Source organism: Saccharopolyspora sp. MMCC62 (genome assembly GCF_057736575.1).
The window spans coordinates 163,502-188,212 of sequence record NZ_JBYKCM010000009.1; the positions used below are offsets into that span (position 1 = coordinate 163,502).

28 protein-coding genes are annotated in these 24,711 nt (G+C 70.9%); 8 read left to right on the forward strand and 20 right to left on the reverse strand.

Annotated features, from left to right (window positions below; translation table 11 throughout):
* Positions 1–58 precede the first annotated feature (58 nt).
* From AC29IT_RS21390 to AC29IT_RS21400, 3 genes are all read left to right on the forward strand, one after another.
* The gene (locus tag AC29IT_RS21390; protein WP_358438832.1) at positions 59–1,447 is read left to right on the forward strand and encodes an amino acid permease; all 1,389 of its coding nucleotides are present in this window, start codon (positions 59–61) and stop codon (positions 1,445–1,447) included.
* A gap of 104 nt (positions 1,448–1,551) precedes the next feature.
* Positions 1,552–2,085, forward strand: a complete 534-nt coding sequence (locus AC29IT_RS21395; protein WP_488219923.1) for an NUDIX domain-containing protein — start codon at positions 1,552–1,554, stop codon at positions 2,083–2,085.
* Between the two features lie 88 nt (positions 2,086–2,173).
* Positions 2,174–2,818, forward strand: coding sequence for a LysE family translocator (locus AC29IT_RS21400; RefSeq protein ID WP_358438828.1), 645 nt, complete (start codon positions 2,174–2,176; stop codon positions 2,816–2,818).
* A 294-nt stretch (positions 2,819–3,112) separates the two neighbouring features.
* Here AC29IT_RS21400 and murA read toward each other — a convergent pair whose 3' ends face one another.
* Positions 3,113–4,369 carry a UDP-N-acetylglucosamine 1-carboxyvinyltransferase gene (murA, locus tag AC29IT_RS21405; RefSeq protein ID WP_358438826.1) on the reverse strand — a complete coding sequence of 419 codons (1,257 nt, stop codon included), beginning with the start codon at positions 4,367–4,369 and terminating at the stop codon, positions 3,113–3,115.
* 83 nt (positions 4,370–4,452) lie between these two features.
* On the opposite strand from murA, the gene AC29IT_RS21410 reads away from it, so the two are divergent.
* Positions 4,453–5,025, forward strand: a complete 573-nt coding sequence (locus tag AC29IT_RS21410) for a cob(I)yrinic acid a,c-diamide adenosyltransferase (protein WP_358438824.1) — start codon at positions 4,453–4,455, stop codon at positions 5,023–5,025.
* A 3-nt stretch (positions 5,026–5,028) separates the two neighbouring features.
* Here the strand turns inward: AC29IT_RS21410 and AC29IT_RS21415 are convergent, their stop codons facing one another.
* Entirely contained in the window at positions 5,029–5,499 is a 471-nt protein-coding gene (locus AC29IT_RS21415; protein ID WP_358438822.1) for a GNAT family N-acetyltransferase, read from the reverse strand.
* Between the two features lie 19 nt (positions 5,500–5,518).
* Complete coding sequence (locus AC29IT_RS21420; RefSeq protein ID WP_488219924.1) at positions 5,519–6,010, reverse strand: GNAT family N-acetyltransferase; 492 nt, start codon at positions 6,008–6,010, stop codon at positions 5,519–5,521.
* Positions 6,011–6,080: 70 nt separating this feature from the next.
* Between AC29IT_RS21420 and AC29IT_RS21425 the strand changes: the two genes are divergently transcribed.
* A complete protein-coding gene (locus AC29IT_RS21425; RefSeq protein ID WP_488219925.1) occupies positions 6,081–6,998 on the forward strand; it encodes a LysR family transcriptional regulator in 918 nt (305 codons plus the stop codon).
* Positions 6,999–7,099: 101 nt separating this feature from the next.
* Here the strand turns inward: AC29IT_RS21425 and AC29IT_RS21430 are convergent, their stop codons facing one another.
* From AC29IT_RS21430 to AC29IT_RS21485, 12 genes are all read right to left on the reverse strand, one after another.
* Positions 7,100–7,552 carry a DUF2550 domain-containing protein gene (locus tag AC29IT_RS21430; protein ID WP_358438817.1) on the reverse strand — a complete coding sequence of 151 codons (453 nt, stop codon included), beginning with the start codon at positions 7,550–7,552 and terminating at the stop codon, positions 7,100–7,102.
* Between the two features lie 12 nt (positions 7,553–7,564).
* Positions 7,565–7,930: a F0F1 ATP synthase subunit epsilon gene (locus AC29IT_RS21435; protein WP_358438815.1), complete on the reverse strand. Its 366-nt coding sequence runs from the start codon at positions 7,928–7,930 to the stop codon at positions 7,565–7,567.
* A 245-nt stretch (positions 7,931–8,175) separates the two neighbouring features.
* A complete protein-coding gene (atpD, locus tag AC29IT_RS21440) occupies positions 8,176–9,609 on the reverse strand; it encodes a F0F1 ATP synthase subunit beta (RefSeq protein ID WP_224956408.1) in 1,434 nt (477 codons plus the stop codon).
* A 1-nt stretch (position 9,610) separates the two neighbouring features.
* Complete coding sequence (locus AC29IT_RS21445) at positions 9,611–10,534, reverse strand: F0F1 ATP synthase subunit gamma (RefSeq protein WP_358438813.1); 924 nt, start codon at positions 10,532–10,534, stop codon at positions 9,611–9,613.
* A gap of 10 nt (positions 10,535–10,544) precedes the next feature.
* Positions 10,545–12,188 (reverse strand): F0F1 ATP synthase subunit alpha, encoded by a 1,644-nt coding sequence (gene atpA, locus AC29IT_RS21450; RefSeq protein WP_358438809.1) that lies wholly within the window; start codon positions 12,186–12,188, stop codon positions 10,545–10,547.
* Between the two features lie 64 nt (positions 12,189–12,252).
* Positions 12,253–13,083 (reverse strand): F0F1 ATP synthase subunit delta, encoded by an 831-nt coding sequence (locus AC29IT_RS21455; RefSeq protein ID WP_358438806.1) that lies wholly within the window; start codon positions 13,081–13,083, stop codon positions 12,253–12,255.
* A 72-nt stretch (positions 13,084–13,155) separates the two neighbouring features.
* The gene (locus AC29IT_RS21460; RefSeq protein ID WP_224956477.1) at positions 13,156–13,713 is read right to left on the reverse strand and encodes a F0F1 ATP synthase subunit B; all 558 of its coding nucleotides are present in this window, start codon (positions 13,711–13,713) and stop codon (positions 13,156–13,158) included.
* 37 nt (positions 13,714–13,750) lie between these two features.
* The gene (locus AC29IT_RS21465) at positions 13,751–14,008 is read right to left on the reverse strand and encodes an ATP synthase subunit c family protein (protein ID WP_308011215.1); all 258 of its coding nucleotides are present in this window, start codon (positions 14,006–14,008) and stop codon (positions 13,751–13,753) included.
* Between the two features lie 62 nt (positions 14,009–14,070).
* Positions 14,071–14,850, reverse strand: coding sequence for a F0F1 ATP synthase subunit A (atpB, locus tag AC29IT_RS21470; protein ID WP_224956399.1), 780 nt, complete (start codon positions 14,848–14,850; stop codon positions 14,071–14,073).
* Between the two features lie 231 nt (positions 14,851–15,081).
* On the reverse strand, positions 15,082–15,537 hold the full coding sequence (locus tag AC29IT_RS21475) for a Cg1360 family ATP-synthase-associated protein (protein ID WP_358438802.1): 456 nt from the start codon (positions 15,535–15,537) through the stop codon (positions 15,082–15,084).
* On the reverse strand, positions 15,538–16,713 hold the full coding sequence (locus AC29IT_RS21480; protein WP_358438799.1) for a glycosyltransferase family 4 protein: 1,176 nt from the start codon (positions 16,711–16,713) through the stop codon (positions 15,538–15,540).
* A gap of 247 nt (positions 16,714–16,960) precedes the next feature.
* A complete protein-coding gene (locus AC29IT_RS21485; RefSeq protein WP_488219926.1) occupies positions 16,961–17,611 on the reverse strand; it encodes an L-threonylcarbamoyladenylate synthase in 651 nt (216 codons plus the stop codon).
* A gap of 255 nt (positions 17,612–17,866) precedes the next feature.
* Here AC29IT_RS21485 and AC29IT_RS21490 point away from each other — a divergent pair, with 255 nt between their 5' ends.
* Positions 17,867–18,736, forward strand: a complete 870-nt coding sequence (locus AC29IT_RS21490; RefSeq protein WP_358438794.1) for an alpha/beta fold hydrolase — start codon at positions 17,867–17,869, stop codon at positions 18,734–18,736.
* A 61-nt stretch (positions 18,737–18,797) separates the two neighbouring features.
* Here AC29IT_RS21490 and AC29IT_RS21495 read toward each other — a convergent pair whose 3' ends face one another.
* Genes AC29IT_RS21495 through AC29IT_RS21510 form a run of 4 tightly spaced genes read right to left on the reverse strand, consistent with a single transcriptional unit; the run spans position 18,798 to position 22,635 of the window.
* Entirely contained in the window at positions 18,798–19,757 is a 960-nt protein-coding gene (locus AC29IT_RS21495; RefSeq protein ID WP_488219985.1) for an ABC transporter substrate-binding protein, read from the reverse strand.
* 58 nt (positions 19,758–19,815) lie between these two features.
* On the reverse strand, positions 19,816–20,859 hold the full coding sequence (locus AC29IT_RS21500) for an ABC transporter permease (protein ID WP_358438791.1): 1,044 nt from the start codon (positions 20,857–20,859) through the stop codon (positions 19,816–19,818).
* A complete protein-coding gene (locus AC29IT_RS21505; RefSeq protein ID WP_488219927.1) occupies positions 20,859–21,623 on the reverse strand; it encodes an ATP-binding cassette domain-containing protein in 765 nt (254 codons plus the stop codon). Before AC29IT_RS21505 ends, AC29IT_RS21500 begins: the two co-directional genes overlap by 1 nt.
* A 37-nt stretch (positions 21,624–21,660) precedes the next feature.
* Positions 21,661–22,635, reverse strand: a complete 975-nt coding sequence (locus AC29IT_RS21510; RefSeq protein ID WP_358438785.1) for a LacI family DNA-binding transcriptional regulator — start codon at positions 22,633–22,635, stop codon at positions 21,661–21,663.
* A gap of 356 nt (positions 22,636–22,991) precedes the next feature.
* On the opposite strand from AC29IT_RS21510, the gene AC29IT_RS21515 reads away from it, so the two are divergent.
* Positions 22,992–23,351 (forward strand): DUF3817 domain-containing protein, encoded by a 360-nt coding sequence (locus tag AC29IT_RS21515; protein ID WP_358438782.1) that lies wholly within the window; start codon positions 22,992–22,994, stop codon positions 23,349–23,351.
* 378 nt (positions 23,352–23,729) lie between these two features.
* On the opposite strand, the gene AC29IT_RS21520 is transcribed toward AC29IT_RS21515, so the two are convergent.
* Positions 23,730–24,230, reverse strand: a complete 501-nt coding sequence (locus AC29IT_RS21520; protein WP_358438779.1) for a MarR family winged helix-turn-helix transcriptional regulator — start codon at positions 24,228–24,230, stop codon at positions 23,730–23,732.
* A gap of 123 nt (positions 24,231–24,353) precedes the next feature.
* Between AC29IT_RS21520 and AC29IT_RS21525 the strand changes: the two genes are divergently transcribed.
* Positions 24,354–24,659 carry an MTH1187 family thiamine-binding protein gene (locus AC29IT_RS21525; protein ID WP_358438882.1) on the forward strand — a complete coding sequence of 102 codons (306 nt, stop codon included), beginning with the start codon at positions 24,354–24,356 and terminating at the stop codon, positions 24,657–24,659.
* Positions 24,660–24,711 lie beyond the last annotated feature (52 nt).

The following is a 24,711-nucleotide window of genomic DNA, read 5'->3' on the forward strand; positions in this document are numbered from 1 at the left end:
TCAGGGCAGGCGAACCTTCGAAAGATCACCAGTCGCATCGGGTCTACCGTGCGTTCCCGTGTCGTACGCCCAGCTGTTCACCCGAGTCAAACCGGTCGAGCGCATCGCCGACGACGGCTCGCACACCGCGCTGCACCGCACGCTCGGACTGGTGCCGCTCATCGCGCTGTCGGTCGGTGCCACCCTCGGCACCGGCATCTTCGTGGTGCTCGCGGAAGCCGCGCCCGCCGCGGGACCGGCCGTCGTGGTGTCGTTCGTGCTCGCCGGACTCGCCGCGCTCTGCTCCGCGCTGTCCTACGCCGAGCTGGCGGGCAGCGTCCCCGTCTCCGGCTCGGCCTACTCCTACGCGTACGCCACGCTCGGCGAGCTCGTCGCCTGGGTCTGCGGCTGGTGCCTGCTGCTGGAGTACGGCGTCTCGGTGGCCGCGGTCGCGGTCGGCTGGGGCGGCTACCTCAACGAGTTCCTGCGCGGCACCATCGGGCTCACCCTGCCCGACGCGCTGTCCGCGCCACCCGGCGAAGGCGGCGTGGTCAACGTGCCCGCCGTCATCGTGGTGCTGCTCGCCACGGCCGTGCTGATGATGGGCGTGCGGGAGAGCGCCGCCGTCACCACCGCCACCACGCTGCTCAAGATCGGCGTGCTGGTGTTCTTCGTCTGCGTGGCGCTGACCGCGTTCCGCTCCGACAACCTCACCCCGTTCGCGCCCGCGGGCGTCGCCGGGATCTCCGCGGGCGCGTCCGCGGTGTTCTTCTCGTTCATCGGCTTCGACGCCGCCTCCACCGCCGGTGAGGAGGCGCGGAACCCGAAGCGGGACCTGCCGCGGGCCATCATGATCTCGCTGGCGATCGTCACCCTGGTCTACGTCGTCGTCGCGTTCGCCGCCGTCGGCGCCGTCGGCACCGACGTGCTCGGCGGCTCGGACGCCTCGCTGGCCACCGCGCTGGAGATCGTCACCGGGCAGGGCTGGCCCGCGGTGCTGCTGGCCTTCGGCGCCGTCGTCGCCATCGCCTCCGTGGTGCTCACCGTGCTGTACGGGCAGACCCGCATCCTCGTGTCGATGTCCCGGGACGGGCTGATGCCCGCGAAGCTGTCCGCGGTCAACCGCCGGGCCGTGCCCGCGCACAACACCATGATCGTCGGACTGCTGGTGGCCGCCCTCGCCTCCGTGGTGCCGCTGAGCAGCCTCGCCGACGCCACCAGCATCGGCACGCTCGTCGCGTTCGGCGTCGTCAACATCGGCGTCATCGTGCTGCGGCGGCGCAAACCCGACCTGGAACGGTCCTTCCGCACCCCGCTGATGCCGTGGGTGCCGCTGCTCGGGGTCGCGCTGTGCGCCTACCTGATCCTCGGGCTGGACTGGATCACCTGGCTGGTCTTCGGGATCTGGATGGTGGCGGGGCTGGCCGTGTACCTCGGGTACGGGCTGCGGCGGTCGAAGCTCAACTGAGCCGGGGTGGCAGGAAGGTTCCCTTCCACGCACCCGTGACAGGAAGGTTCCCTTCCGCGCACGGCGCGCGATCAGCGCGCGGCGGGGCGGTGCACGATGGGCGGATGCGCACGACGAGCAGCCGCGAGGTGTACGCGAACGCGTGGATGACCGTCCGGGAGGACGGCATCCGCCGCCCCGACGGGTCCGACGGGATCTACGGCGTGGTGGACAAACCGGACTACGCGTTGATCATCCCGCTGGACGGCGACCGGATTCACCTGGTCGAGCAGTTCCGCTACCCGCTGGGCCGGCGCCGCTGGGAATTCCCGCAGGGCACCGCGCCGGACCGCGCCGAAGTGGACACCGCCGAACTCGCCGCCCGCGAACTGCGGGAGGAGACCGGGCTGCGCGCCGCGCGGCTCACCGACCTGGGGCAGCTGGACGTGGCGCCGGGCATGTCCAGCCAGCGCGGCCGGGTCTACCTGGCGACCGGGCTCACCGCGGGCGAGCACGAGCGGGAACCGGAGGAGCAGGACATGCGGGCGGCCTGGTTCGACCGCGCCGAATTCGAGCGGATGATCCGCGGCGGCGCGATCACCGACGCCCAGTCCATCGCCGCCTACCAGCTGCTCTGCTTGCACGAACGGGGGGTTTGACCGGTTTCGGCCCCGTGCCGGTGTGGCGCCCGTCGCGGCGCCCCCGGATCACGTGACGGAGCGGGCCCCGGCTCCTTATCCTTCGCTGGTGCCGGCTCAACTAGTGCCCTTCGTGCTGTTCGTGATCGTGGTGACCGTCGCCCCCGGCCCCGACATGGCCCTCGGGCTGCGCAACAGCATCCGCGGCGGGTCGACCGGGATGTGGTGGACCGGGCTGGGCTGCTGCGCCGGGCTGCTGGTGCACGCGGCGATCTCGGTCGCGGGGCTCTCCGCGCTGCTGGCGGCCTCCGCCGTCGCCTACACGGCCCTCAAGCTCGGCGGCGCCGCCTACCTGGTGTGGCTCGGCGCGACGACGCTGTGGAAGAGCATCCGGAACCGGCACGAGGCCCCCGCGGCGGCGCTGCCGGAACCGCAGGCGGCCGGCGAGGTGCTGACGCGGCGCGCGGCGTTCCGGCAGGGGCTGGTCAGCAACGTGCTCAACCCCAAGATCATCCTGCTGTTCCTGACGCTGCTGCCGCAGTTCATCTCGCCCGGCGAACCGCGCGCGCTCACCTCGATGGTCCTCACGCTGGCGTTCCTGGGCGTGGCGCTCGTGTACTGGCGGGTGGCGTCCTGGCTGGTCGGCGGCATGCGCACCCTGCTCAGCCGCCGGAAGGTGAAGCTCGTGCTGGAGCGCGCCACCGGCACCGTGATGATCGCCCTCGGCCTCCGGGTGGCTTTCGAGAGCGGGTGATCTCCCCAACTCCTGTTGCGAGGTGGGGAGAGTGGCGGAACCTCAGCGGTCCCCTCGCTGCGGGATCGTTTTCACAGGTGGCTCCGCCACATGAGAAACGCTGTCCTCGCGAGGAAACCGCTGAGAACCCGCGACGGTGCCGGTGTCGTGGGTGGTCGTCAACTCAGCGGCTTCGCCGCTGACGGGAAACGGCCGAGACTTGCAGGGCGGGTTCGCAGGCGGGCAGTGATCGGCAGCGGCGATCGCGGAACCGCTGGGAGCGGCCGAGCCTCGGGCGGCCCGGCCGTCGGCCGATCAGTCCGTGACGCGCTCGATGTAAGCGCCCAGGCCCCGCAGGTTCTCCACGAAGTTCGGGTAGCCGCGGTCGATGTGGAACACGTCCCACACCTCGGTCACCCCGTCCGCGCACAACCCGGCGAGCACCAGGCCCACCCCGGCGCGGATGTCCGACGCCCACACCGGGGCGCTGGAGAGCCGCTCCAACCCGCGCACCACCGCGTGGTGCCCGTCGGTGCGCGCGTCCGCACCCATCCGCACCAGTTCCTCGATGAACCGGAAGCGGGACTCGAACAGGTTCTCGGTGATCATCGAGGTGCCGTCGGCGACCGCGGACAGCGCCAGCGCCATCGGCTGCAGGTCCGTCGCGAACCCCGGGTACGGCAGCGTCACGTAGTCCACGGCCAGCGGGCGGCGGTCCGCGACCACGCGGAACTCCTCATCGCCCACCACGACCTCGGCACCCGCGCTGCGCAGCTTCTCCAGCACCAGGTTCACGTGCTGCGGGTCCACCCCGCGCACCTTGATGTCGCCCTGGGTCGCCACCGCGGCGAACGCCCAGGTGGCGCCCACGATGCGGTCGCCGATGACCCGGTGTTCCACCGCCTTCAGCGAGGTCACGCCGTGCACGGTGAGCGTCGAGGTGCCCGCGCCCTCGATCTTCGCGCCCATCTGCTGCAGCATCACGCACAGGTCGACGATCTCCGGCTCGCGAGCCGCGTTGTCGATCATCGTGGTGCCTTCGGCGAGGACCGCGGCCATCAGGATGTTCTCCGTGGCGCCGACGCTCGGGAAGTCCAGCCAGATCTGGGCGCCGCGCAGGTTCTCCGCCTCGGCCACCACCGCGCCGTGCTCGATGTGGCTGGTCGCGCCCAGCTGCCGCAGCCCGCTCTGGTGCATGTCCAGCGGGCGCGAACCGATCGCATCGCCACCGGGCAGCGTCACCACGGCCTTGCGGCACCGCGCCACCAGCGGGCCCAGCACGCACACCGAGGCGCGCAGCTTGCCCATCGACGGCGACACCGCCTCGTGGCTGATCTCCGCGGGCGTCGTGATGTACGCGGTGCGGCCGTCGATGTCGACCTCGCAGCCCAGGCTGCGCAGCACGTCGCCCATCAGCGGGACGTCCAGGATCTCCGGGCAGTTGGTGATCGTCGTCGTGCCCTCGGCCAGCAGCGCGGCCGCCATCAGCTTCAGCACGCTGTTCTTCGCGCCGACCACATCGACTTCGCCGACGAGGCGCGCCCCGCCGTGCACGCGGAAGTGCTCACTCACGAACAGCAGGTTACGGGCCGGGCGCCGCCCCGTCCGTGGCGGGTGCGCCGGGCGCACCGGCGTGCGGCACCTACCCTGGAGGCATGGCCGTACACCTGACGAAGATCTACACGCGGACCGGCGACGCGGGCACCACCCGGCTTTCGGACAACTCGCAGATCAGCAAGACCGACCCGCGGCTGGTCGCCTACGCCGACGTGGACGAGACGAACTCGGTGCTGGGCGTGGCGCTGGCCACCGCGACCTTCGACGCGGCGATCGTCGAGGTGCTGCGGACCGTGCAGAACGACCTGTTCGACGTGGGCGCCGACCTGGCCACCCCGGTGGTGCCGGATCCGGAGTTCCCGCCGCTGCGCGTCACCCAGGACTACGTCGACCGGCTCGAAGGCTGGTGCGACGAGTACAACGCGCGGGTGCCGAAGCTGAACTCGTTCATCCTCCCCGGCGGCACCCCCGGCGGTGCGCTGCTGCACCAGGCGCGGTGCACGGCCCGGCGCGCCGAGCGCTCCGCGTGGGCGCTGCTCGAGGTCGATGCGGAGCGCAGCAACGCGCTCGCCGCGAAGTACCTGAACCGGCTCTCCGACCTGCTGTTCATCCTCGCCCGCGTCGCCAACCCGGACGGCGACGTGCTGTGGCGCCCGGGCGGCGGCGCCTGACGCTCACAGCTGCTTGGCGAAGCACACCGAGTCGGGGTCGTCGCGGTACGGGCCGAACGCGGGGATGCCCGCGTAGCCCGCCGAGCGGTACAGGGCGATGGCCTCCGGCTGCCGGTTCCCGGTCTCCAGCAGAACCCGCTTGTGCCCGGCGTCGGCGGCCCGTCCTTCCAGTTCGGCCAGCAGCCGCCGCGCCAGGCCGCGACCGCGCGCGGCGGGCGAGACGTACATCCGCTTGAGCTCGACGTCGCCGTCCTCGAACTCCGGTTCCGCCGGGTCGTACACCCGCCAGCCGCCGATCGCGACCGGTTCCGCCTCGAGGTAGCCGAGCAGGAACGTCCCGTGCGGGGCGCTGAACTGGCCCGAGTCGATCGGCGTCTCGTCCCGGCGCCCGTAGCGGCCCACGTACTCCTGCTGGACCTCCTCGATCAGCCGCTGCGCGTCGGGGTGGTCGAACTCGGCGATCTCGATGTGCATGCGGCCAGCTTAGGAGCGCTCAGCCCAGCACCTTCTCGAACCAGTGCCGGGCGTACTCGTTGTCGTTGTAGGCGGGGATCTCCGCGTAACCGGCCGAGCCGTACAGGGCGCGCGCGGCGTGCAGCTCGGCGGCGGTGTCCAGGCGCACCACCCCGCACCCCAGCTCCGCCGCGCCGCGCTCCAGCTCGGCCAGCAACGCCCGGCCTGCGCCGCGACCACGCAGCACCGGGGAGATCCACATCCGCCGGATCTCCGCGATGCCGGGCTCCAGCACCCGCACCGCGCCGCAGCCCCGCACCGCGCCCGCCGCGTCCCGGACCAGCAGGAAGCGGCCGCGCGGCGGCGCGAAATCGCCCGGTTCCGGCGGCGCCGCCCGGCCCGGGTCGAACCCGGCGGGGAACACCTGCGTCAGCTCGGCGACGTACTGCTCCAGCGCGGCCGTGGCGTCCGCACCGGCGATCGATTCGGCGGTGATCGTGAACCGGCCGCTGTCCGGGGTCGCGTCCATCATGCGACCAGTCTTTCCGAGCCGAGCCTTCACCGCCAGTTACCCCGGCTTCCGGTGGCTAAAGTGGAGCTTCATGGATCCGGCGAAGTTGCTGCTGCTGTTGGCGTTGCGCGAGGGCGGCAGCGTCCCCCGTGCCGCCGAGCTCACCGGGCGCACCCCGCCCGCGGTGTCCCAGCAGCTCGCCCGGCTGGAGCGGGAAGCGGGCACCGCGCTCGTCGAACGCCTCCCGCACGGCGTCCGGCTCACCCCGCTCGGGGAGCAGCTCGCCGAACGCGCCGACCGGATCGCGCACGCCCTGCGCGGCGCCGAAGCGGACCGGGCGCGGCACCTCCGGCTGCACCGCACCAGGCTGCGGCTCGGCGCCTTCCCCACCGCGGGCGTGCGGCTGCTGCCCGAGGCCCTGGCCGCGCTGAACCGGCTGCACCCGGACAGCGAGCTGTCCGTCGTGGACCTCGGTCCCACCGAGGGCAACGCGCTCGTCGCCGAACGCGAACTGGACCTGGCGCTCGTCGCCTCCTACGGCGAACCGCTGCACCCGCCCGCCGGGGTGCGGCTGGTGCCGCTGCTCGACGACCCGGTGCTCGCCGTGCTGCCCGAACGCCACCCGGCCGCCACCGGTGGATCCCCGCTGGTGCTGCGGGACTTCACCGCCGACGCGTGGGCGTGCGCGCCGCGGGAACTGCCGAACCGGCGCCAGCTCGACGACCTGGCCCGCACCGCCGGGTTCACCCCGCACGTCCCGTTCGAATCCGAGTCGTACGCCGTCGCGCAGGCCGTGGTGTCCGCCGGAGTCGCGGTCACCTTCCTGCCGCGGCTCGCCATCGGCGACGTGCCGGGCACCGTCACCCGGGAACTCGACGAGCCCGCGCTGTTCCGGCGGGTGCACGCCGTGCTGCCCGCGCACTCCCCCACCGAGCTCGCCGAGGTGTTCCTCGGTCTGCTCCGCGACCTCTGCGCCGAACACGGCGGCACCGCGCACCCGGTGCGATGAAGGGAACCTTCCGGTCACCGGTGGCAGGAAGGTTCCCTTCATCCACCCCCGACGCGCGAAAAAGCGCCCCCTCCGAAGAGGGGGCGCTGCACGTTCGGGGATCAGGAAGCCCAGGGCACGGAACGTCCGGGCGGCGCTGACTCCAACCAGGACAGGAAGCCGGTGAGCGCGTCCGCGCCCATCGCGACCTCCAGCTCCTCACCGCGACCGGTCAGGTGCAGCACGGTCGCGGCCTGCGGCAGCGCGTACACCTCGGACGCGGACGGTTCGCGGCGGGTGGCGATCTCCACCTCGCGGCGGTTCACCACCCAGTTCGGGCCCGAGCTGAGGCTCAGCACCCGGTACCAGCTGAACTCCTCGCCGCGGTAGTGCGCGACACCGAGGTGCCAGCCCCGCCCGCGGTCATCGGTGCGCAGCCGCAGCGCCACGTCGATCCCGCCGGCGCGCAACTGCTGCAGCCGCCGGCGCGCGGCCAGCACCACGCTCAGGGCCGCGGCCGCCAGGAGCAGCACCAGCCCGAAAACGATGATCGACCACACGCCCGCGGAGCCCATGTTCGCGGCCCGTCAGACCGACTGCCCGGCCGCCCGGAGTCGGCTCAGCGCTCTCGTGCGCGCTTCCTCGTCGTCGCTCTTCGCGTCGGTGCGCGCCTGCGCGACGTCGATCTCCTGGGCGAGTTCGGCCGACTCGGCGAGGACGCTGACGCCGTCGGCGGTGACGGACAGGAATCCGCCCTGGACGGCGGCGGTCACGGTGTCGCCGTCGATGGTCGTGATCTTCACGACGCCACCCTCGACGAGCTGGCCGAGCAGCGGCTCGTGCCCCGGCAGGATGCCGATCTCGCCTTCGGTCGTCTGGGCCACGACGGTGGTCGCCTCACCAGACCACAGGCGGCGCTCGACAGCGACCAGCTGGACGGACATGTTGGCCACGCGCGTCTCCTTTGTCGGGTGTACAGCCCGCAGTCTAGCCAACGCCAGGCGGGCCCTGGTGACGGGCCGAGCAGGGCCGCGTCACATCCGGAGGGGTGCGAGCAGGGGAACCTTCCGGTCACGGGTGACCGGAAGGTTCCCTTCCTCTGGGAAGAGCGAAAAAGAAGGCCGGGGCCCGTGACCGGACCCCGACCCCTGCCGATGGGTCTTCGCCGCGGTGGGTGCACCGCGGCGAAGACCGGGGCTCACTTCTCGGTGAGCTTCTTGTAGGCCTGCTCCAGGTCCTCCAGACCACCGATGGACAGGAAGGCCTGCTCCGGGTAGTGGTCGAAGTCGCCCTTGCAGAGCTTGTCGAACGCCTCGATGGTCTCCTTCACCGGCACGAAGGAGCCGTCCTGCCCGGTGAACTGCTTCGCCACGAAGAAGTTCTGCGACAGGTAGCGCTGGATGCGCCGCGCCCGCTGCACCGTCACCTTGTCCTCTTCGGACAGTTCGTCCATGCCGAGGATGGCGATGATGTCCTGCAGCTCCTTGTACTTCTGGAGGATCCGCTTGACCTCCTGGGCGACGCGGTAGTGCTCGTCGCCCACGACGGCCGGGTCCAGAATGGTGGAGCTGGAGGTCAGCGGGTCGACCGCCGGGTAGATGCCCATCTGCGAGATCGGCCGGGACAGCTCCGTCGTCGCGTCCAGGTGGGCGAACGTGGTCGCCGGCGCCGGGTCGGTGTAGTCGTCCGCGGGCACGTAGATCGCCTGCATCGAGGTGATCGAGTTGCCGCGGGTCGAGGTGATCCGCTCCTGCAGCTCACCCATCTCGTCGGCCAGCGTCGGCTGGTAACCCACCGCGGAAGGCATCCGGCCCAGCAGGGTGGACACCTCCTGGCCCGCCTGGGTGAACCGGAAGATGTTGTCGATGAACAGCAGCACGTCCTGGTTCTGGACGTCGCGGAAGTACTCCGCCATGGTCAGCGCCGACAGGGCGACCCGCATGCGGGTGCCCGGCGGCTCGTCCATCTGCCCGAAGACGAGGGCGGTGTCGGCGAGCACGCCGGACTCCGCCATCTCGACCCAGAGGTCGTTGCCCTCACGGGTGCGCTCGCCGACGCCGGCGAACACCGAGGTGCCACCGAAGTTCTTGGCGACGCGGCGGATCATCTCCTGGATGAGCACCGTCTTGCCGACACCCGCACCGCCGAACAGGCCGATCTTGCCACCCTGCACGTACGGGGTGAGCAGGTCGATCACCTTGATGCCGGTCTCCAGCACCTCGGTGCGGCCTTCGAGCTGGTCGAACGCCGGGGCCTTGCGGTGGATGGACCAGCGCTCGGCGTCCGAGGCGTAGCCCGGCTCGTCGAGGCAGTGCCCGAGGGCGTTGAACACGTGGCCCTTGACCACGTCGCCCACCGGCACCGAGATGCCCTCGCCGGAGTCGCGCACCGCGACACCCCGGACCAGGCCCTGGGTCGGCTGCATCGAGACGCAGCGCACCACGCTGTCGCCGAGGTGCTGTGCGACCTCGAGCGTCAGCGTCTTCGCCATGGCCTCGGCCGTGATGTCCACGGTGAGGGAGTTGTTGAGGTCGGGCACCTGGTCGCGCGGGAACTCGACGTCCACGACCGGGCCGAGAACCCGGACGACGCGGCCGGTGCCAGTAGCCGTGCTAGTGGCAGTCGCAGTCATGTCACTCACTTCCTGCTGACGAGAGCGCCTCGACACCACCGACGATCTCGCTGATTTCCTGGGTGATCTGGGCCTGGCGGGCCTGGTTGGCCTCACGGCTGAGGTTGCGGATCAGTTCGTCCGCGTTGTCCGTGGCCGCCTTCATCGCGGTACGACGTGCCGCGAAGACGGACGCCGCCGAGTCCAGCAGCCCGGCGAAGATCCGGGTGTTGATGTACTTCGGCAGCAGGGCCCGGAACAACGTGTCCGCGTCCGGCTCGAAGTCGTACACCGACCGCGGCTTCTTCGGCTCGTCGGAGTACTCGACCTCCAGCGGGGCGATCCGCGTGACGGTCGGCCGCTGGGTCAGCATCGAGACGAACTCGGTGTGCACCATGTGCAGCTCGTCCACGCCCAGCGTACCGTCCGGCCCGCCGTCGTCGAGGTAGTCGTCGGCGCCCGCGAGGAACGCCTTGACCAGGGTCTCCCCCACTTCGGCGGCATCCGAGTAGCCGGGCTTCTCGGCGAAGCCGGTCCAGCTGGCCGCGACCGGGCGCTGGCGGAACCGGTAGTACGCGTCGCCCTTGCGGCCGATCACGTACAGCACCGGGGTCTTGCCCTGCTCGCGGAGCAGGCTCTGCAGCTCCTCCGCCGCGCGCAGCACGTTGGAGTTGTAGCCGCCGCACTGGCCGCCGTCACTGGTCACCACGAGCACCGCGGCCCGCTTGGGGTTGTCCCGCTCCACCAGGAGCGGGTGGTCCAGCGAGCTCGCGCCTGCCAGCTCGGACAGGGACTTGGTGATCTCGGCCGCGTACGGCCGGGACGCCTCGACCCTGGTCCGGGCCCGCATGATGCGGGAGGTGGCGATCAGTTCCTGCGCCTTGGTGATCTTCCGGATCGACTTGACCGACCGGATGCGGTCTCGCAGTTCTCGAAGATTGGCCATGGCTACCCGGTCACTTCTTCGGGGCGGGCTTGTTGACCTGGACGGTTTCCTGGCCCACCGCGCCCGCGTCCATCGCCTCGGCGTCGGCCTCCTGCGTGAGCGAGGTGCCGTCGGAGGTCGTGAACTGCTTCTTGAACTCCTCCACCGAGTCCACGATCAGCTTCTGGCCGTCGTCGGAGAGCTTCTTGCTCTCGACGATGTCCTTGAGCAGCGACTCGTGGGTCCGGCGCAGGTAGGCGAGGAACTCCGACTCGAAGCGCCGCACGTCGCCGACCGGAACGGTGTCGACGTGGCCCTTGGTGCCGAGGAACAGCGAGACGACCTCTTCCTCGACCGGCAGCGGGTCGCCCGCGCCCTGCTTGAGCAGCTCCATCAGGCGGGCACCGCGGTCCAGCTGCGCCTTCGACGCGGCGTCCAGGTCCGAGGCGAAGGCGGAGAACGCCTCCAGCTCGCGGAACTGCGCCAGGTCGATCTTCAGCGAGCCGGTGACCGACTTCATCGCCTTGATCTGCGCGGAACCACCGACGCGGGACACCGAGATGCCGACGTCGATCGCGGGGCGCTGACCGGAGTTGAACAGGTCCGACTGCAGGAAGCACTGGCCGTCGGTGATGGAGATGACGTTCGTCGGGATGTAGGCCGACACGTCGTTCGCCTTGGTCTCGATGATCGGCAGACCCGTCATCGAACCGGCGCCCATCTCGTCCGACAGCTTCGCGCAACGCTCCAGCAGACGGGAGTGCAGGTAGAAGACGTCACCGGGGTAGGCCTCGCGGCCCGGCGGGCGGCGCAGCAGCAGCGAGATCGCGCGGTACGCCTCGGCCTGCTTGGTGAGGTCGTCGAACACGATCAGGACGTGCTTGCCCTGGTACATCCAGTGCTGGCCCAGCGCGGAGCCCGCGTACGGCGCCAGCCACTTCAGACCCGGCGAGTCCGAGGCGGGGGCGGCGACGATGGTGGTGTACTCCATCGCGCCCGCGTCCTCGAGGGACTTCTTCACGCCGGCGATCGTGGAGCCCTTCTGGCCGATCGCGACGTAGATGCAGTGCACCTGCTTGGCAGGGTCACCGCTGTCCCAGTTGCCCTTCTGGTTGATGATCGTGTCGACCGCGACCGTGGTCTTGCCGGTCTTGCGGTCGCCGATCAGCAGCTGGCGCTGGCCGCGGCCGATCGGGGTCATCGAGTCGATGGCCTTGATGCCGGTCTGCATCGGCTCGGCGACGCCCTGGCGCTGCACGACCGTGGCGGCCTGCAGCTCCAGCGCGCGCTGGCTCTCGGCCTTGATCTCGCCGAGGCCGTCGATGGCCTCGCCCAGCGGGTCCACCACGCGGCCGAGGAAGCCGTCGCCGACCGGCATGGACAGCACCTTGCCGGTCCGCTTGACCTCCTGGCCCTCTTCGATGCCAGCGGACTCGCCCAGGATGACCGCGCCGATCTCCTGAGCCTCCAGGTTCATCGCCACGCCGTAGACGCCGCCGGGGAACTCCAGCAGCTCTTCGGTCATCACCGAAGGCAGGCCCTCGACATGGGCGATGCCGTCACCGGTATCGGTGACGACGCCGACCTCCTCGCGGCTGACCTCCGGGGAGTAGCTGGAGACGTACTTCTCGATCGCACTGCGGATCTCGTCCGACGAGATCGTCAGCTCCGCCATGTCTCGTTCCTGCTCTCGGTTCGTTCTGGAAGGAAGTTCTGTGTCCGGGCCGCGGCCCTCGCCGTCAGTCGGCGAGGTCGCGCCGGAGGGACTGCAGGCGCCCCGTGGTCGTTCCGTCGATGACCTCGTCACCGACCTTGATCAGCAGGCCGCCGCCGACCGCAGGATCCACTTCCAGGTGGACCGCGATGGGCCGCGAGTAGATCCGCTGCAACGTGGCCGCGAGCCGCTGCTGCTGCTGCTCGGTCAGTTCGATGGCGGACCGCACGTGCGCCACCGAACGCTCCCGGCGCTTGGCCGAGAGCTCCGCGAGCTCCTCCAGCCCCTCGCTGACGTGCCCGCCGTGCGGGTGCGAGACCAGCTGGCGCACCAGGGCCTGGGTGACCGGTTCGACCTTGCCGCCGAGCAGCTCGTCGACCAGCGCGGTCTTGCCGTCGGTGGCAGCGGCCGGGTCGGCCAGCAGCCGCTCCAGCTCCAGTTCGGCGCCGATGATGCGGCCGAGGCGGAACAGCTCGTCCTCGACCGCGTCCAGCCGGCCCGCCCGTTCCGCCTGCACCAGCAGGGCGACCCGGGCCAGCCGTTCCAGACCTCCGACCAGATCCTTCGCGCTCGACCAGCGGGAGCGGACGGCTTCGACCACCACGGGCAGCGCCCGGGCGCCGAGCTTGCCGGCCAGCAGCTGCTTGGCCAGCTCCTCCCGCGAACGGGGTTCGGTGGAGGCGTCCGCCAGCGCCCGGCGCAGGGTCGACTCGCGACCCAGCAGGGCGGCCACGCCGAACAGTTCGTCGGCGAGGCCGGTGATCTCCGCGGCCCCGGCCCCGTCGGTGGCCTGCAACAGCTGCAGCTCGGTGGCTGCCAGCGCATCGCGGCTCGCGGCGTTCACGAGGGTGCTCAACTCTCCAGGGCCTTTCGTTCTGGGGGAACCTTCGGGGACCACATCATGTGCGTGTCCATCGCACCGGCGCCGTCAGGACCTGCTGGACCCGGACGGTGCCGACGTGGATTCCAGTTCCTCCAGGAACCGGTCCACGGTGCCGCGACGACGGGTCTCGTCCTCGAGGGACTCACCGACGATGCGACCGGCCAGATCCACGGCCTGCCTGCCGAGGTCGCCGCGCAATTCCGCGACGATCTGCGAGCGCTGCGCGGCCAGCTGGTTCTGGCCTTGCGTGACGATGCGCTCGGACTCGGACTGCGCCTGCGCGCGCATCTCCTCGACGATCTGCTGGCCCTCGGCCCGCGCGTCGTCCCGGATCCGCGCCGCTTCGGCACGCGCCTCGGCCAGCTGCGACTTGTACTGCTCCAGCGTCCGCTGCGCCTCGGCCTGGGCCTGCTCGGCGCGGGCGATGCCGCCCTCGATCCGCTCGCTGCGCTCCGCGTAGAGCTTCTCGAAGCGCGGCACCGCGTACTTCCACAGTACGAAGAGCAGGATCAGGAAGGCGATCAGGCCGACGACGATCTCGGACGGCTCGGGGATGACGGGACTGTGCCCGCCCTCGGCCGCCAACAGCATCTGTGTCTTCACCACGACGTCTCCCAACGCTTTCCAGCCGTGAACAAGATCAGGCGGCGGAGGCGATGAAGTACACGACCAGGCCGATCAGGGCGAGCACCTCGACCAGGACGAAGGAGATCCAGGCGATGCCCTGCAGCTGGCCCTGGGCCTCCGGCTGGCGGGCGGTGCCGTTGATGACCGCGGCCCAGATCAGGCCGACGCCCACGCCCGGGCCGATGGCGCCGAGCCCGTAACCGATCGCGGCCAGACCGGGGTTGATGTTCCCAGCGGTTTCAGCGGCCTGCGCAAGAACGATGTTGCTCACTTTCACTACCTTTCAACTCGGTCCGCGCGAGTCGGCGCGGATCGGAGGTCTTGGTCTTGCTCTCAGTGCTCCTGGGCCAGCGCACTGCCGATGAAGTTGGCGGTCAGCAGCGCGAAGATGTACGCCTGGAGCACCTGGATCAGGGCTTCGACGAACGTCAAGGCAATGGAGAAGGCGAAAGCGACGATGGAGACCGGCTTCAACCCCGCACTCGCCTCCATGAGCAGGTACTCCCCGCCCAGGGTGAACACCAGCAGGATGAGGTGACCGGCGAACATCGCGGCGAACACCCGGATCGCCAGCGCGACCGGCTGAGCGATGAACTTCTGGAAGAACTCGATCGGCGACAGCAGCAGGTAGATCGGCTTCGGCACGCCCGGGGGGAACATGACGTGCTTGAAGTAGCCGAGGAATCCGTGCCTGGCGAAACCGACCGTGTGCATCACCACGTACGCGACGATGAACAGCGCGATCGGGAACCCGATGCGCGACATCGTGGGGAACTGGATCAGCGGGATGATCCCGAAGATGTTGTTCACCAGGACGAACGTGAACATCGCGAAGATCAGCGGGACGAACTTGCGAAAGTCCTTCGCCCCGATCTGCTCCCGCGCGATGTTGTTGCGGCTGAATTCGTAGAGGAACTCCGCGACGAACTGGGACTTGCCCGGTACCAGCTTCAGGTTGCGGGTCGCCATCACGAAGTACGCGCCGACGATCACCACCGACAGCGCGATCAGCACCATCGGTTTGGTTACGCCGCCGAAGATCGGCGGGAGGTCAAAAGCATCGGCACCCGGCGGTACGAACTGTCCGCCTTGGGCCAGCACCAGCGCGCCCAACTGGGCTCCTTCCGGTTCTCCCGAGGTTCACACCACCGGGGGAATCGTCATGATTTGCACGTAACGTACCCGATACGCGATCTGGCACGTTCGCCGACCCCACCCTAGTGAGCGCGAATACGTTCAGTAAGAGGTGGACGGTCGCCACACTGATGGGCGACCTGGCCGAAGCGGACAATACCAGCGGGTAACAAGTTTCGGGAAGCTACCCGCTGCAGATCAGCGACACCGTCACTGACCAGGAACGATGGTCGGAATCTTGGTCTTGCGGAAGGCAACGACCTCGGCTCCGGCCCACACCATGATGGTGGCCAGCATGGTGAGCGCCAGCGACGTCGGATGCAGCGCGTCGACCCCGCCCAGCAAGGTCATCACGATGAGTAACACCAGCATCTTGCCGACGTACCCGCCGAGCGCGACCGCCATCACGAACATCGGGTGCAACCCACCCGTCCAGCGCATCAGGAAGATCGTCAGCAGTGACGACCCGAACGCCACCACTCCGCCCACCACCGCGCCGAACGCACCGGTCGCACCGACCAGCACCGCGGACACCACGACTCCGAGCAGCACCGTCACGGCGCCCGGCACCAGCGCGGTGCGCAGCATGGCGTCGGCCAGCTTGCGCACCGTCGCAGCGTGCGGGTTCTCCGCGGACTGCCCGGTGGACTGCTCGGTCTCGCTCATTCAGGCCCCTCGATCGGATCGCCATCGTCCGGCCATTCTCGGAATCAGCGAAATGATAGCTGCCGCTACCACGCCCAATCCGGCGACCCAGCCGACGACGGCCGCGCTGAACAGCGTCAACGACACCGCCCCGAACGCGAGCACCCCGGCCCACAGGTAGATGAGCAGCACCGCGCGCCGCTGCGAATGCCCGATCTCCAGCAACCGGTGGTGCAGGTGCATCTTGTCCGCGTGGAACGGGCTCTTGCCCGCCGCGGTCCGCCGCACCACCGCCATGATCAGGTCCAGCAGCGGGACGAACAGCACCGCGGCCAGCACCAGCAGCGGCGACAGCAGCGCCAGCAGGTCCTTGCCGCCGAAGCCCGCGTAGTCGGCCTTGCCGGACGCCGAGGTGCTCGCCGTCGCCAGCATCAGCCCGATCAGCATCGACCCCGAATCACCCATGAAGATCCGGGCCGGCTGGAAGTTGTAGGGCAGGAAGCCCACGCAGGCGCCTGCGATCGAGGCCGCGATCAGCGCGGGCGGGTAGGCCGTCACGTCCCCGCCGTGCTGCTGCAGGAGGCTCAGGCAGAACGCGCAGGTCGCGCTCGCCGCGATCACCCCGATGCCGGAGGCCAGCCCGTCCAGGCCGTCCACGAAGTTCATCGCGTTGATCATCGTGACGACCAGCAGCACCGTCAGCAGCTGCCCCTGGTTGCTGTTGAGCACCATCAGCTGGCCGATGTGGCCCTCGTCGCCGCCCCACGGCACCCAGAAGCCGAACCACTGCACGCCGAACAGCACCAGGATGCCCGCCGCGGTCACCTGCCCGGCGAGCTTCGTCAGCGAATCCAGCTCGAACCGGTCGTCCAGCGCGCCGACCAGCACGATCAGCCCGCCGGCCACGATCGCGGCGGCCGCATCGTTGGAGAAGTCGAAACCCCGCGACAGCGCGGGCAGGTTGCTCGCCAGGAACATCGCCGCGAGCACCCCGCCGAACATCGCCACCCCGCCCATCCGCGGGATCGGCGTCAGGTGCACGTCGCGCTTGCGCGGGTAGGCGACCGCGCCCACCCGGATCGCCAGCAACCGGACCAGGCCGGTCAGCAGGAACGTCACCGCCGCCGCGGTGAGCAGAACGAGCAGGTATTCGCGGACGGGCAGACCCGCCGGCGCCCACAGAGGTGCGTTGTCCATGGCGGCGGCTCTACCCTCGCGGCCCGACGGCCCGCGGAAGGTGGAGGTCCGGCCACCGGAACGGCGTCTTCAAGCTCGGCGCTCCTCATCGCTGTCCACGTTGCGCATCCGGGGGCTAACGCTATCGGCAAACAGCCGCGCCACGACCACCGGTCCGGATCAGCCAAGATCGTCCGGCCGGTCCGCCTCCGCCCGCTCCCCGCCCCGGCGAGCGGCTCGCGGCCGGAGCGGGGCCGGCGGGCGGCGGTCAGGCGAGCGGTTCGACCTCGACGCCCAGGACCTCGGTGAGCTGCTCCAGGGTGATCTCGCCCTGGCGCAGCACGCGCGGCGTCGCCTGGGTCAGGTCCACGATCGTCGAGGCGACCGGCTCGCCCGTCGGCCCGCCGTCCAGGTAGACCTGCACCGAGTCGCCCAGCTGGTCCTGCGCCTGCTGCGCCGTCGCGGGCGGCGGGTTGCCGGTGCGGTTCGCGCTCGACACCGCCATCGGGCCGACCTCGCGGAGCAGGTCCAGCGCCACCGGGTGCAGGGGCATCCGCAGGTTCACCGTGCCGCGGGTGTCGCCCAGGTCCCAGGCCAGCGACGGCGCCTGCGGCAGGATCAGCGACAGGCCACCGGGCCAGAACGCCTCCACCAGCGCGCGGGCCTGCTGCGGCACGGACTGGACGAGGCCGTCGATGGTCGACCACGAACCCACCAGCACCGGGACCGGCATGTCGCGGCCGCGGCCCTTCGCCGCCAGCAGCGCGCCCACCGCCTCCGGGTCGAAGGCGTTCGCGCCGATCCCGTACACGGTGTCGGTGGGCAGGACCACCAGTCCACCGGCACGGACGGTGTTGGCGGCGGCGGCGAGACCGGATTCCCGGCCGTCCGGACGGTTGCAGTCATACGCGGTGCTCACGCTCCGAATCCTGGCACGCCCCGCGCGCAGCACGGCGGGTGGTGCCCGTCCGCACCGGCGCGGGCCTATCCTGCCGAGTAACACCGGCGCCCCCGCACGAGATCTGAAGGGGTGCGCCCGTCCCCGGCGGAGTCGTCGCCCCCAGCACGCTCGAACGCGGCCACGCGACGGACCCGCCCACGTCTGCTCGAACGATCGGCAGGTCCGCGTCGCCGCACCGGACTGCCGCACGCCGGTCCCGAACAAGGAGTACAGATGACCGCCCCGCCCCAGGGTGTCGAGGTCGACCACGTCGAGTTCCCTGCCGGCAAGATCCGCTACTACCGCGCCGGGACCTCGGGGCCCGCGATCGTGCTGCTGCACGGCGGCGGCCTGGACAACGCGATGCTGAGCTGGCGGCACACCATCCCCGTGCTCGCCGCCGACCACCGCGTCTACGTCCCCGACCTGCCCGGCCAGGGAGGCAGCCTGCCCTGGCACGGCCGCGCCAACCAGCGCACCTGCGAAGAGGTGCTGCGCTGGCTGCTCGACGCGTGGGGCGTGCGGGACACCATGATCGTCGGGCTGTCGCTGGGCGGCAGCATCGCCACCGGCTTCACGCTGCGGCACCCGCGACGAGTGCGCGGGCTGGTGCTCGTCGGCTCCGGCGGGCTGGTGGCCCGGCTCGACCGGCACCTGCTCGGCTACCTCGCCACCCGCGTCGACTTCATCGGCACCACCGGCGCGAAGCTGCTGGCGCGGCACCGCGGGCTCGCCCGCCGGATGCTGGAGCGGCGGCTGTTCACCGGCGACCGCTCGGTGCCCGACCTGGAGGGCATCGTCGAGGAGGTCGCCGCCGAAGCCGCGCAGCGCGACTCGGTGTTCGCCGACTGGCAGCGCGACTCGGTGGGACGGCGCGCCATGCGCGTCAACCACGGGCCGCACCTGGACCAGATCCGCTGCCCCGTGATGTTCATCCACGGCGAGCAGGACGCGGTGGTGCCCGTCACCTCGTCGCGGCAGGCCGCCACCGCCATCTCCGGCGCCCAGCTGCACGTGATCCCCGGCGCCGGGCACTGGCCGAACCGGGAGAAGTCGAACGAGTTCAACGCGCTGCTGCGGGAGTTCGTGAACGCCCGGGCGTGAGCGGGGAAGGGAACCTTCCGGTCACCGGTGACCGGAAGGTTCCCTTCATCGCACCCCCGCGTCAGCAGGTGGCGCGGTAGAAGTACTGCGCCTGCTCCTCCATCGAATCCCGGGTGAGCGCGATCATGTCGGTCTTCGTCTCCCGCTCCACCGGCTCGCCCTTGATCGCGGCGATGGCCCGCTGCACGCCTTCCTCGCCGATCTCGGCGGGGTTCTGCGCGATGAGCGCCTGCACCCGCCCGCCGCGCAGGTCGTCGACCTGCTTGGGGCTGGCGTCGAACCCGACGAGCTGCACCTGACCGGACCGACCGGCGTTGGCGAGCGCGGTGCCCGCGCCCTCACCGGTGTTGAGGTTGGTGCCGAACACGCCCACCAGGTCCGGGTTGGCGGCCAGCGTCGCGGACACGATCTGCGCGGCGGTGGCCGGTTCGTTCTCGGTGTACTGCGTGGGCAGCAGCTTCAGGTTCGGGTGCTTCGCGATCTCCTCCTCGAAGCCGCGGGCCCGCTCGTCGGTCGTGGAGGTGCCCGCCTTGGTGTTGAGCGCGAGCACCGAGCCGGGCCGGTCGCCGACGAGCTCGGCGAGGGTCTGCGCGGCCAGCACCCCGCCCGCGTGGTTGTCCGAGGACAGCGAGCTCACCGCGATCGACCGGTCCTCCAGCGCGGTGTCGACCTCCACGACCTGCACGCCGTTGTCCTTCGCCTGCTGCAGCGGGGTGGCGAGCGCCTTGTCGTCGGTCGGCGCGATGATCACCGCACCGGGCCGGGAGCTGACGACGCCGTTGAGCAGCTGCGCCTGCTCGGCCTGCTCGAACTTCTCCGGGGCCTGCGCGTTGAGCTCGTACCCGGCGGCCGCGGCCGCCTCCTTCGCCGCGCACTCGATGGAGACGTAGAACGGTTCCCCGCGCATGCCGGTCAGCAGCGCCAAGTTCTTGTTGCCCGGGTCGGTGGCCGCTCCCCCGCCGTCCCCGATCTGCCCGGATCCGCAGCCGGCGAGCAGGGTGCCCGCCGCCAGCACGACCATCACCTTCGACTTGATCTTCACTTGTCTCCTCCACACACCGTTGTGCCGCACAAGGGGGTCAGCGGCTGCTGCGCGCCCGGCGGCGCCGCTGGTCGAGCCAGACGGCGGCGACGAGCACGGCGCCGACCGCGATCGGTTGCCAGAACGGCCGGACCCCGGCCATGACGAACCCGGCGTCGAGCACGGCGGGGATGAACACGCCGATCACGCTGCCGAGGATGGTGCCCACGCCGCCGAACAGGCTGGTCCCGCCGAGGACCACCGCGGCGATCGCGTTCAGGTTGTCGTTGCTGTGGCCGCTGATCGTGGTGGTGCCGAAGTAGGCCAGCGACAGGAATCCGGCGAGCCCGGCCAGCACCCCGGTCAGCGCGTACACCGCGACCAGGTGCCTGCTGACGTCGATGCCCGCGCGCCGCGCCGCCTCCGCGTTGGAGCCGATCGCGTAGGTGTGCCTGCCGAACCGGGTGGTGTGCAGCACCCAGCCCGCCAGCAGGGTGACCGCCGCGGCCAGCAGCACGAGGTTCGGCACCACGCCGAACGAGGTGCCGGTGCCGAGGGTCTCGCGCAGCGCCGAGGGCACGGTCCGCACGTCGATGCCGTTGGTGAGCAGCTGCGCGGCACCGAGGGCCGCGCCGAACGAGCCGAGCGTCACGATCAGCGCGGGCACCTTCGCCACCGCCACCAGCAGCCCGTTGAGCACGCCCCACGCGGCGCCGCCGAGCAGCGCCACCACCAATCCGACCGCGATCACGCCCCACCCGGCGCCGGTGGCATCGCCGCCGCTGAGCGCCTCCATCGTCTGCGCCGACACCACCCCGGCGAACACCAGCACCGACCCGACGGACAGGTCGATGCCGGAGGTGATGATCACGAAGGTCATGCCGACGGCGAGCATCAGCAGCGGCGCCGCCTGCACCAGCAGCGTCTGCAGGTTGAACAGGGTCGGGAAGGCGTCCGGCCGCACCGCGCTGAACAGCACGCACAGCACGACCAGCACCAGCCCGGTCCACAGCGTCGGCGAGGCGGCCAGCCGGGCGCGGAAGCCCTTCGGGGTCTCGGCGAGTTCCCCGGTGACCTCGGGGTTCGATTTCGTCGCGGGCATCAGCTCTCGTCCTCCTGGGTCAACGCCCCGGTCATGGCGCCCACGAGCTCTTCCAAGCTGACGTCGGCGGCGCGGAAGCGGGCGACGCGGCGACCCAGCCGCAGCACCTCGACGCGGTCGGCGACCGACCGCACCTCCGGCATGTTGTGGCTGATCAGCACCACCGAGATCCCGGTGTCGCGGACGCGGCGCACCACGTCGAGGACCCGTTCCCGCTGCACCACGCCGAGCGCGGCGGTCGGCTCGTCGAGGAACACCAGCTTGTCCGCCCAGGCCACCGAGCGGGCGACCGCGACGCTCTGCCGCTGGCCGCCGGAGAGCGCGCCGATCGGCACGTCCAGGTCCGGCAGCGAGACGCCGAACGTCGCGAACTGCTCGGCGGCGCGGCTGCGCATGGCCTTCTTGTCCAGCATCCCGAGCTTGCCGAGCAGGCCCGGGCGGCGGATCTCCCGCCCCAGGTACAGGTTCGCCGCCGGATCGAGGTCGGGGGCCACCGCGAGGTCCTGGTAGGCGGTCTCCACCCCGTGCGCGCGGGCGGCGACCGGCGAATCCAGCTCCACCGGTTTCCCGGAGATCAGGACCTGCCCGGAGTCCGGGCGCTCCACACCGGACAGGCACTTGACCAAGGTGGACTTCCCGGCGCCGTTGTCGCCGATCAGGGCGACCACCTCGCCGGGGTGGACGGTGAACGAGGCGCCGCGCAGCGCCTCCACGCCGCCGTACCTCTTGGTCAGTTCGCGTGCTTCCAGCAGCGGTTCGGACATCAGGCCTTCCCAGGTCGGTTCGAAGGATGGGTTCGGGTCACGCCGACACCTCGCCGGAGCCGCGCGCCAGCAACCGGGTCGGCAGCACCAGCCGCCGCGGCGGGCCCGCGTCGCCGCCGAGCCGCGCGTACACCGCCCGCGCCGCCGAAGCGCCCAGTTCCCGCACGTCGTAGGTGATCACCGTGATCGGCGGGTCCAGCAGGTCCGCCAGCTCGAAGTCGTCGAAGCCGACGAGCGCGGGCCGCGTCGCCCGCCCGGCCAGCGCCCGCAGCGCGTGCACGGTGATCCGGTTGTTCCCGGTGACCAGGGCGGTGGCCGCGCGCAGCGGGCCGGCCAGCGCGCCCGCCACCGACTCGGCGGTGTGCGGGCCCATCCGCACCAGCTCGGCGTCGAACGGGACGCCCGCCTGCGCGCAGCCCGCCCGGAATCCGCTGAGGCGCTCCGCCGCCGTGCTGATGCCCGGCGCGTCCCCGAGGAACGCGATCCGCCGGTGCCCGTGCTCGGCGAGGTGCCGGGCGGCCAGCGCGGTGCCGCCCGCGTTGTCGACCAGCACCGTGTCCGCGTCCACCCCGCCGGCCGGCCGGTCCACGAACACCACCGGGGTGCCCGCGTGCGCCTCCCGCGCGAGGTAGCCGTGCCGGTCCCCTGCCGGCACCACCAGCAGACCGTCGACCCGGCGGGACAGGAATTCCAGCGCCAGTTCCCGCTCCCGCGCCGGATCCTCGCCGGAAGAACCTGTCAGCACCTGCGCGCCCTGCTCGCTCGCGACCTCTTCCACGGCTCGCGTCAACATCGAGTAGAACGGGTTCGCCACGTCTTCCAGGACCAGCCCGATGATTCCGGTCTCGGCACCACGCCGCAGATTCCGCGCCCCCAGGTTGCGCCGAAAACCGAGCTGCTCGATCGCGTCGAGAACGCGCGACGCCGTTCCCGGATGCACCCCGCGCTCGCCGTTGACCACCCGGGACACCGTCTTGATGCTCACCCCGGCGAGGCGCGCCACGTCGTTCATCGTGGCGCGCCGAACATTCCCGGAATCAGACAACGTTGTCATGATCTGGCGGATTTCACCGGGCTGGACCAGCGGTGTCAATGCTCGACCCCGCCGCTGCGTACCGACGGGCGCAGAAATGCGGCCGAACGGCGCAACGAAGCCCCGAAAACCATTCGTCCGCGATCTGTCCAGCGATTTTCAGAATCATGATCGAATTCCGTGGAATCCGCGGAAACGCGCGGCGGTCACAATTCCGTTTCGGGATCGATCACGATGCGGCCCTCGTCACCGGTGGCCGTGTGACCGCGCGCACCCGGCACACTCGGAGAGGTCGAGCGCCGACCGGCGGCGCCGGACCGGAAGGCTGGTGGACGGTGTTGCGCACCTACGCGGGGTGGTTCCGCCTCGTCGCGATCGCCGAGGCGTGCTCCTGGGCGGGGCTGCTGATCGCGATGGGGTTCAAGTACGGGCTCGGGATGCCGACGGGCGTCACCGTGCTCGGCTGGGTCCACGGGCTCGTGTTCACCGGCTACGTCGTGACCTGCCTCGTGGTGTTCAGCCCGCTGCGCTGGTCCTTCCCCGTCCTGGTGGCCTCGCTGGTGGCGTCGATCCCGCCGCTGGCCTCCGTCGCCTTCGAGCGCTGGGCGAACGGGCGCGGACTGCTGACCTGGCAGGAGTCGGCCGAGCCGACGTTCTGGGGCCGCGTCGCGCACGTCCTGCGCACCCTGAACTGACCGGGCCCGCCGCGCGGCGGGTGTGGCGGAACCGCATTGCCCGTCTCGCTGCTTCTGCCGCGTAGTGCTCGGGTAGCGGAACCTCAGCGGCTTCCTCGCTGCGGGATCGATGTCACCGGTGGCTCCGCCACAGGAGAAATCGCTGTCCTCGCGAGGAACCAGCTGAGAACCCGCGGCGGTGCGAGTTGCTCGGGTGGTCGGCGGCTCAGCGGCTTCGCCGCCGACAGGAAACCGACGAGACCCGCAGGCGGGTTCGAAGGCGGACGGCGCTCGTGCGATGAAGGGAACCTTCCGGTCACCGGTGGCAGGAAGGTTCCCTTCATCACCTCGGCGCGCGGAAGGGCCCGGCGGTGATCCGGAGGGCGCGGGCGGGACGCCTCAGAAGTCCCCGGCGGCGTGCCGGACCTTGCCGAGCAGTTCGGTGAGCTGCTGGGTCTGCCGCTCGGTCACCCCGCCCAGGCCGAACTCGATCTCGGTGACCGACTCGGTGGCGCGCTTCATCAGGTCCCGCCCGTCGTCGGTGATCTCCACCAGGGTGGTGCGCCGGTCCGTCGGGTGCGGCACCCGGCGCACCAGATCGTCGTGCTCCAGGCGGTCCACGATGTTGGTGACGCTGGTGGGGTGCAGCTGCAACCGGTCGCCCATGACGCGCATCGGCAGGCTGCCCCGCCGGGAGAAGGTGAGCAGCACGAGCGCCTCGTAGCGGGCGAAGGTCAAGTTGTGCGGCCGCAGCGCCGTGTCCACTGCGGACTGGAGGATCTGCTGGACCCGCATCACGCTGGTCACCGCGGCCATCGTCGTCGACGGTCCGATCCGCTCCGACCACAGCTCGGCCGCTCGGGCGATGGGATCGAAGGGCAGCGGACTACGAGCGCTCATGCCCCGACGCTAGCAGCGGGCTCCGCGGAGGCGAATGACCATTCGCCCGCCGATGCGCGAGTTCCCGGCCGGATCGCGCATGATCGTGCGGAAGGTGCCCGAACAGTGCAGGAGGAACAGCGAATGCTGGTGGCGTTCAGCGTGGCCCCGTCCGGTTCCGGCGAGGACGGCGGCGTGAGCGAGGCGGTCGCGGCAGCGGTGCGGGTGGTGCGCGAATCGGGCCTGCCGCACGAGACGACCTCGATGTTCACCACGGTCGAAGGCGACTGGGACGAGGTGATGGACGTGGTGAAGCGGGCGACGGAAGCCGTGTCGTCGCGGTCGCCGCGCACCAGCCTGGTGCTCAAGGCCGACATCCGGCCCGGCCACACCGGGCAGTTGCAGGAGAAGGTGCGGCGGGTCGAAGAGCACCTGTCGTCCGGGGAATGAGCGAGGCCGGCCGGGGAGCCCTCGCGGACTCCCCGGCCGGCCCGGTTCGCAC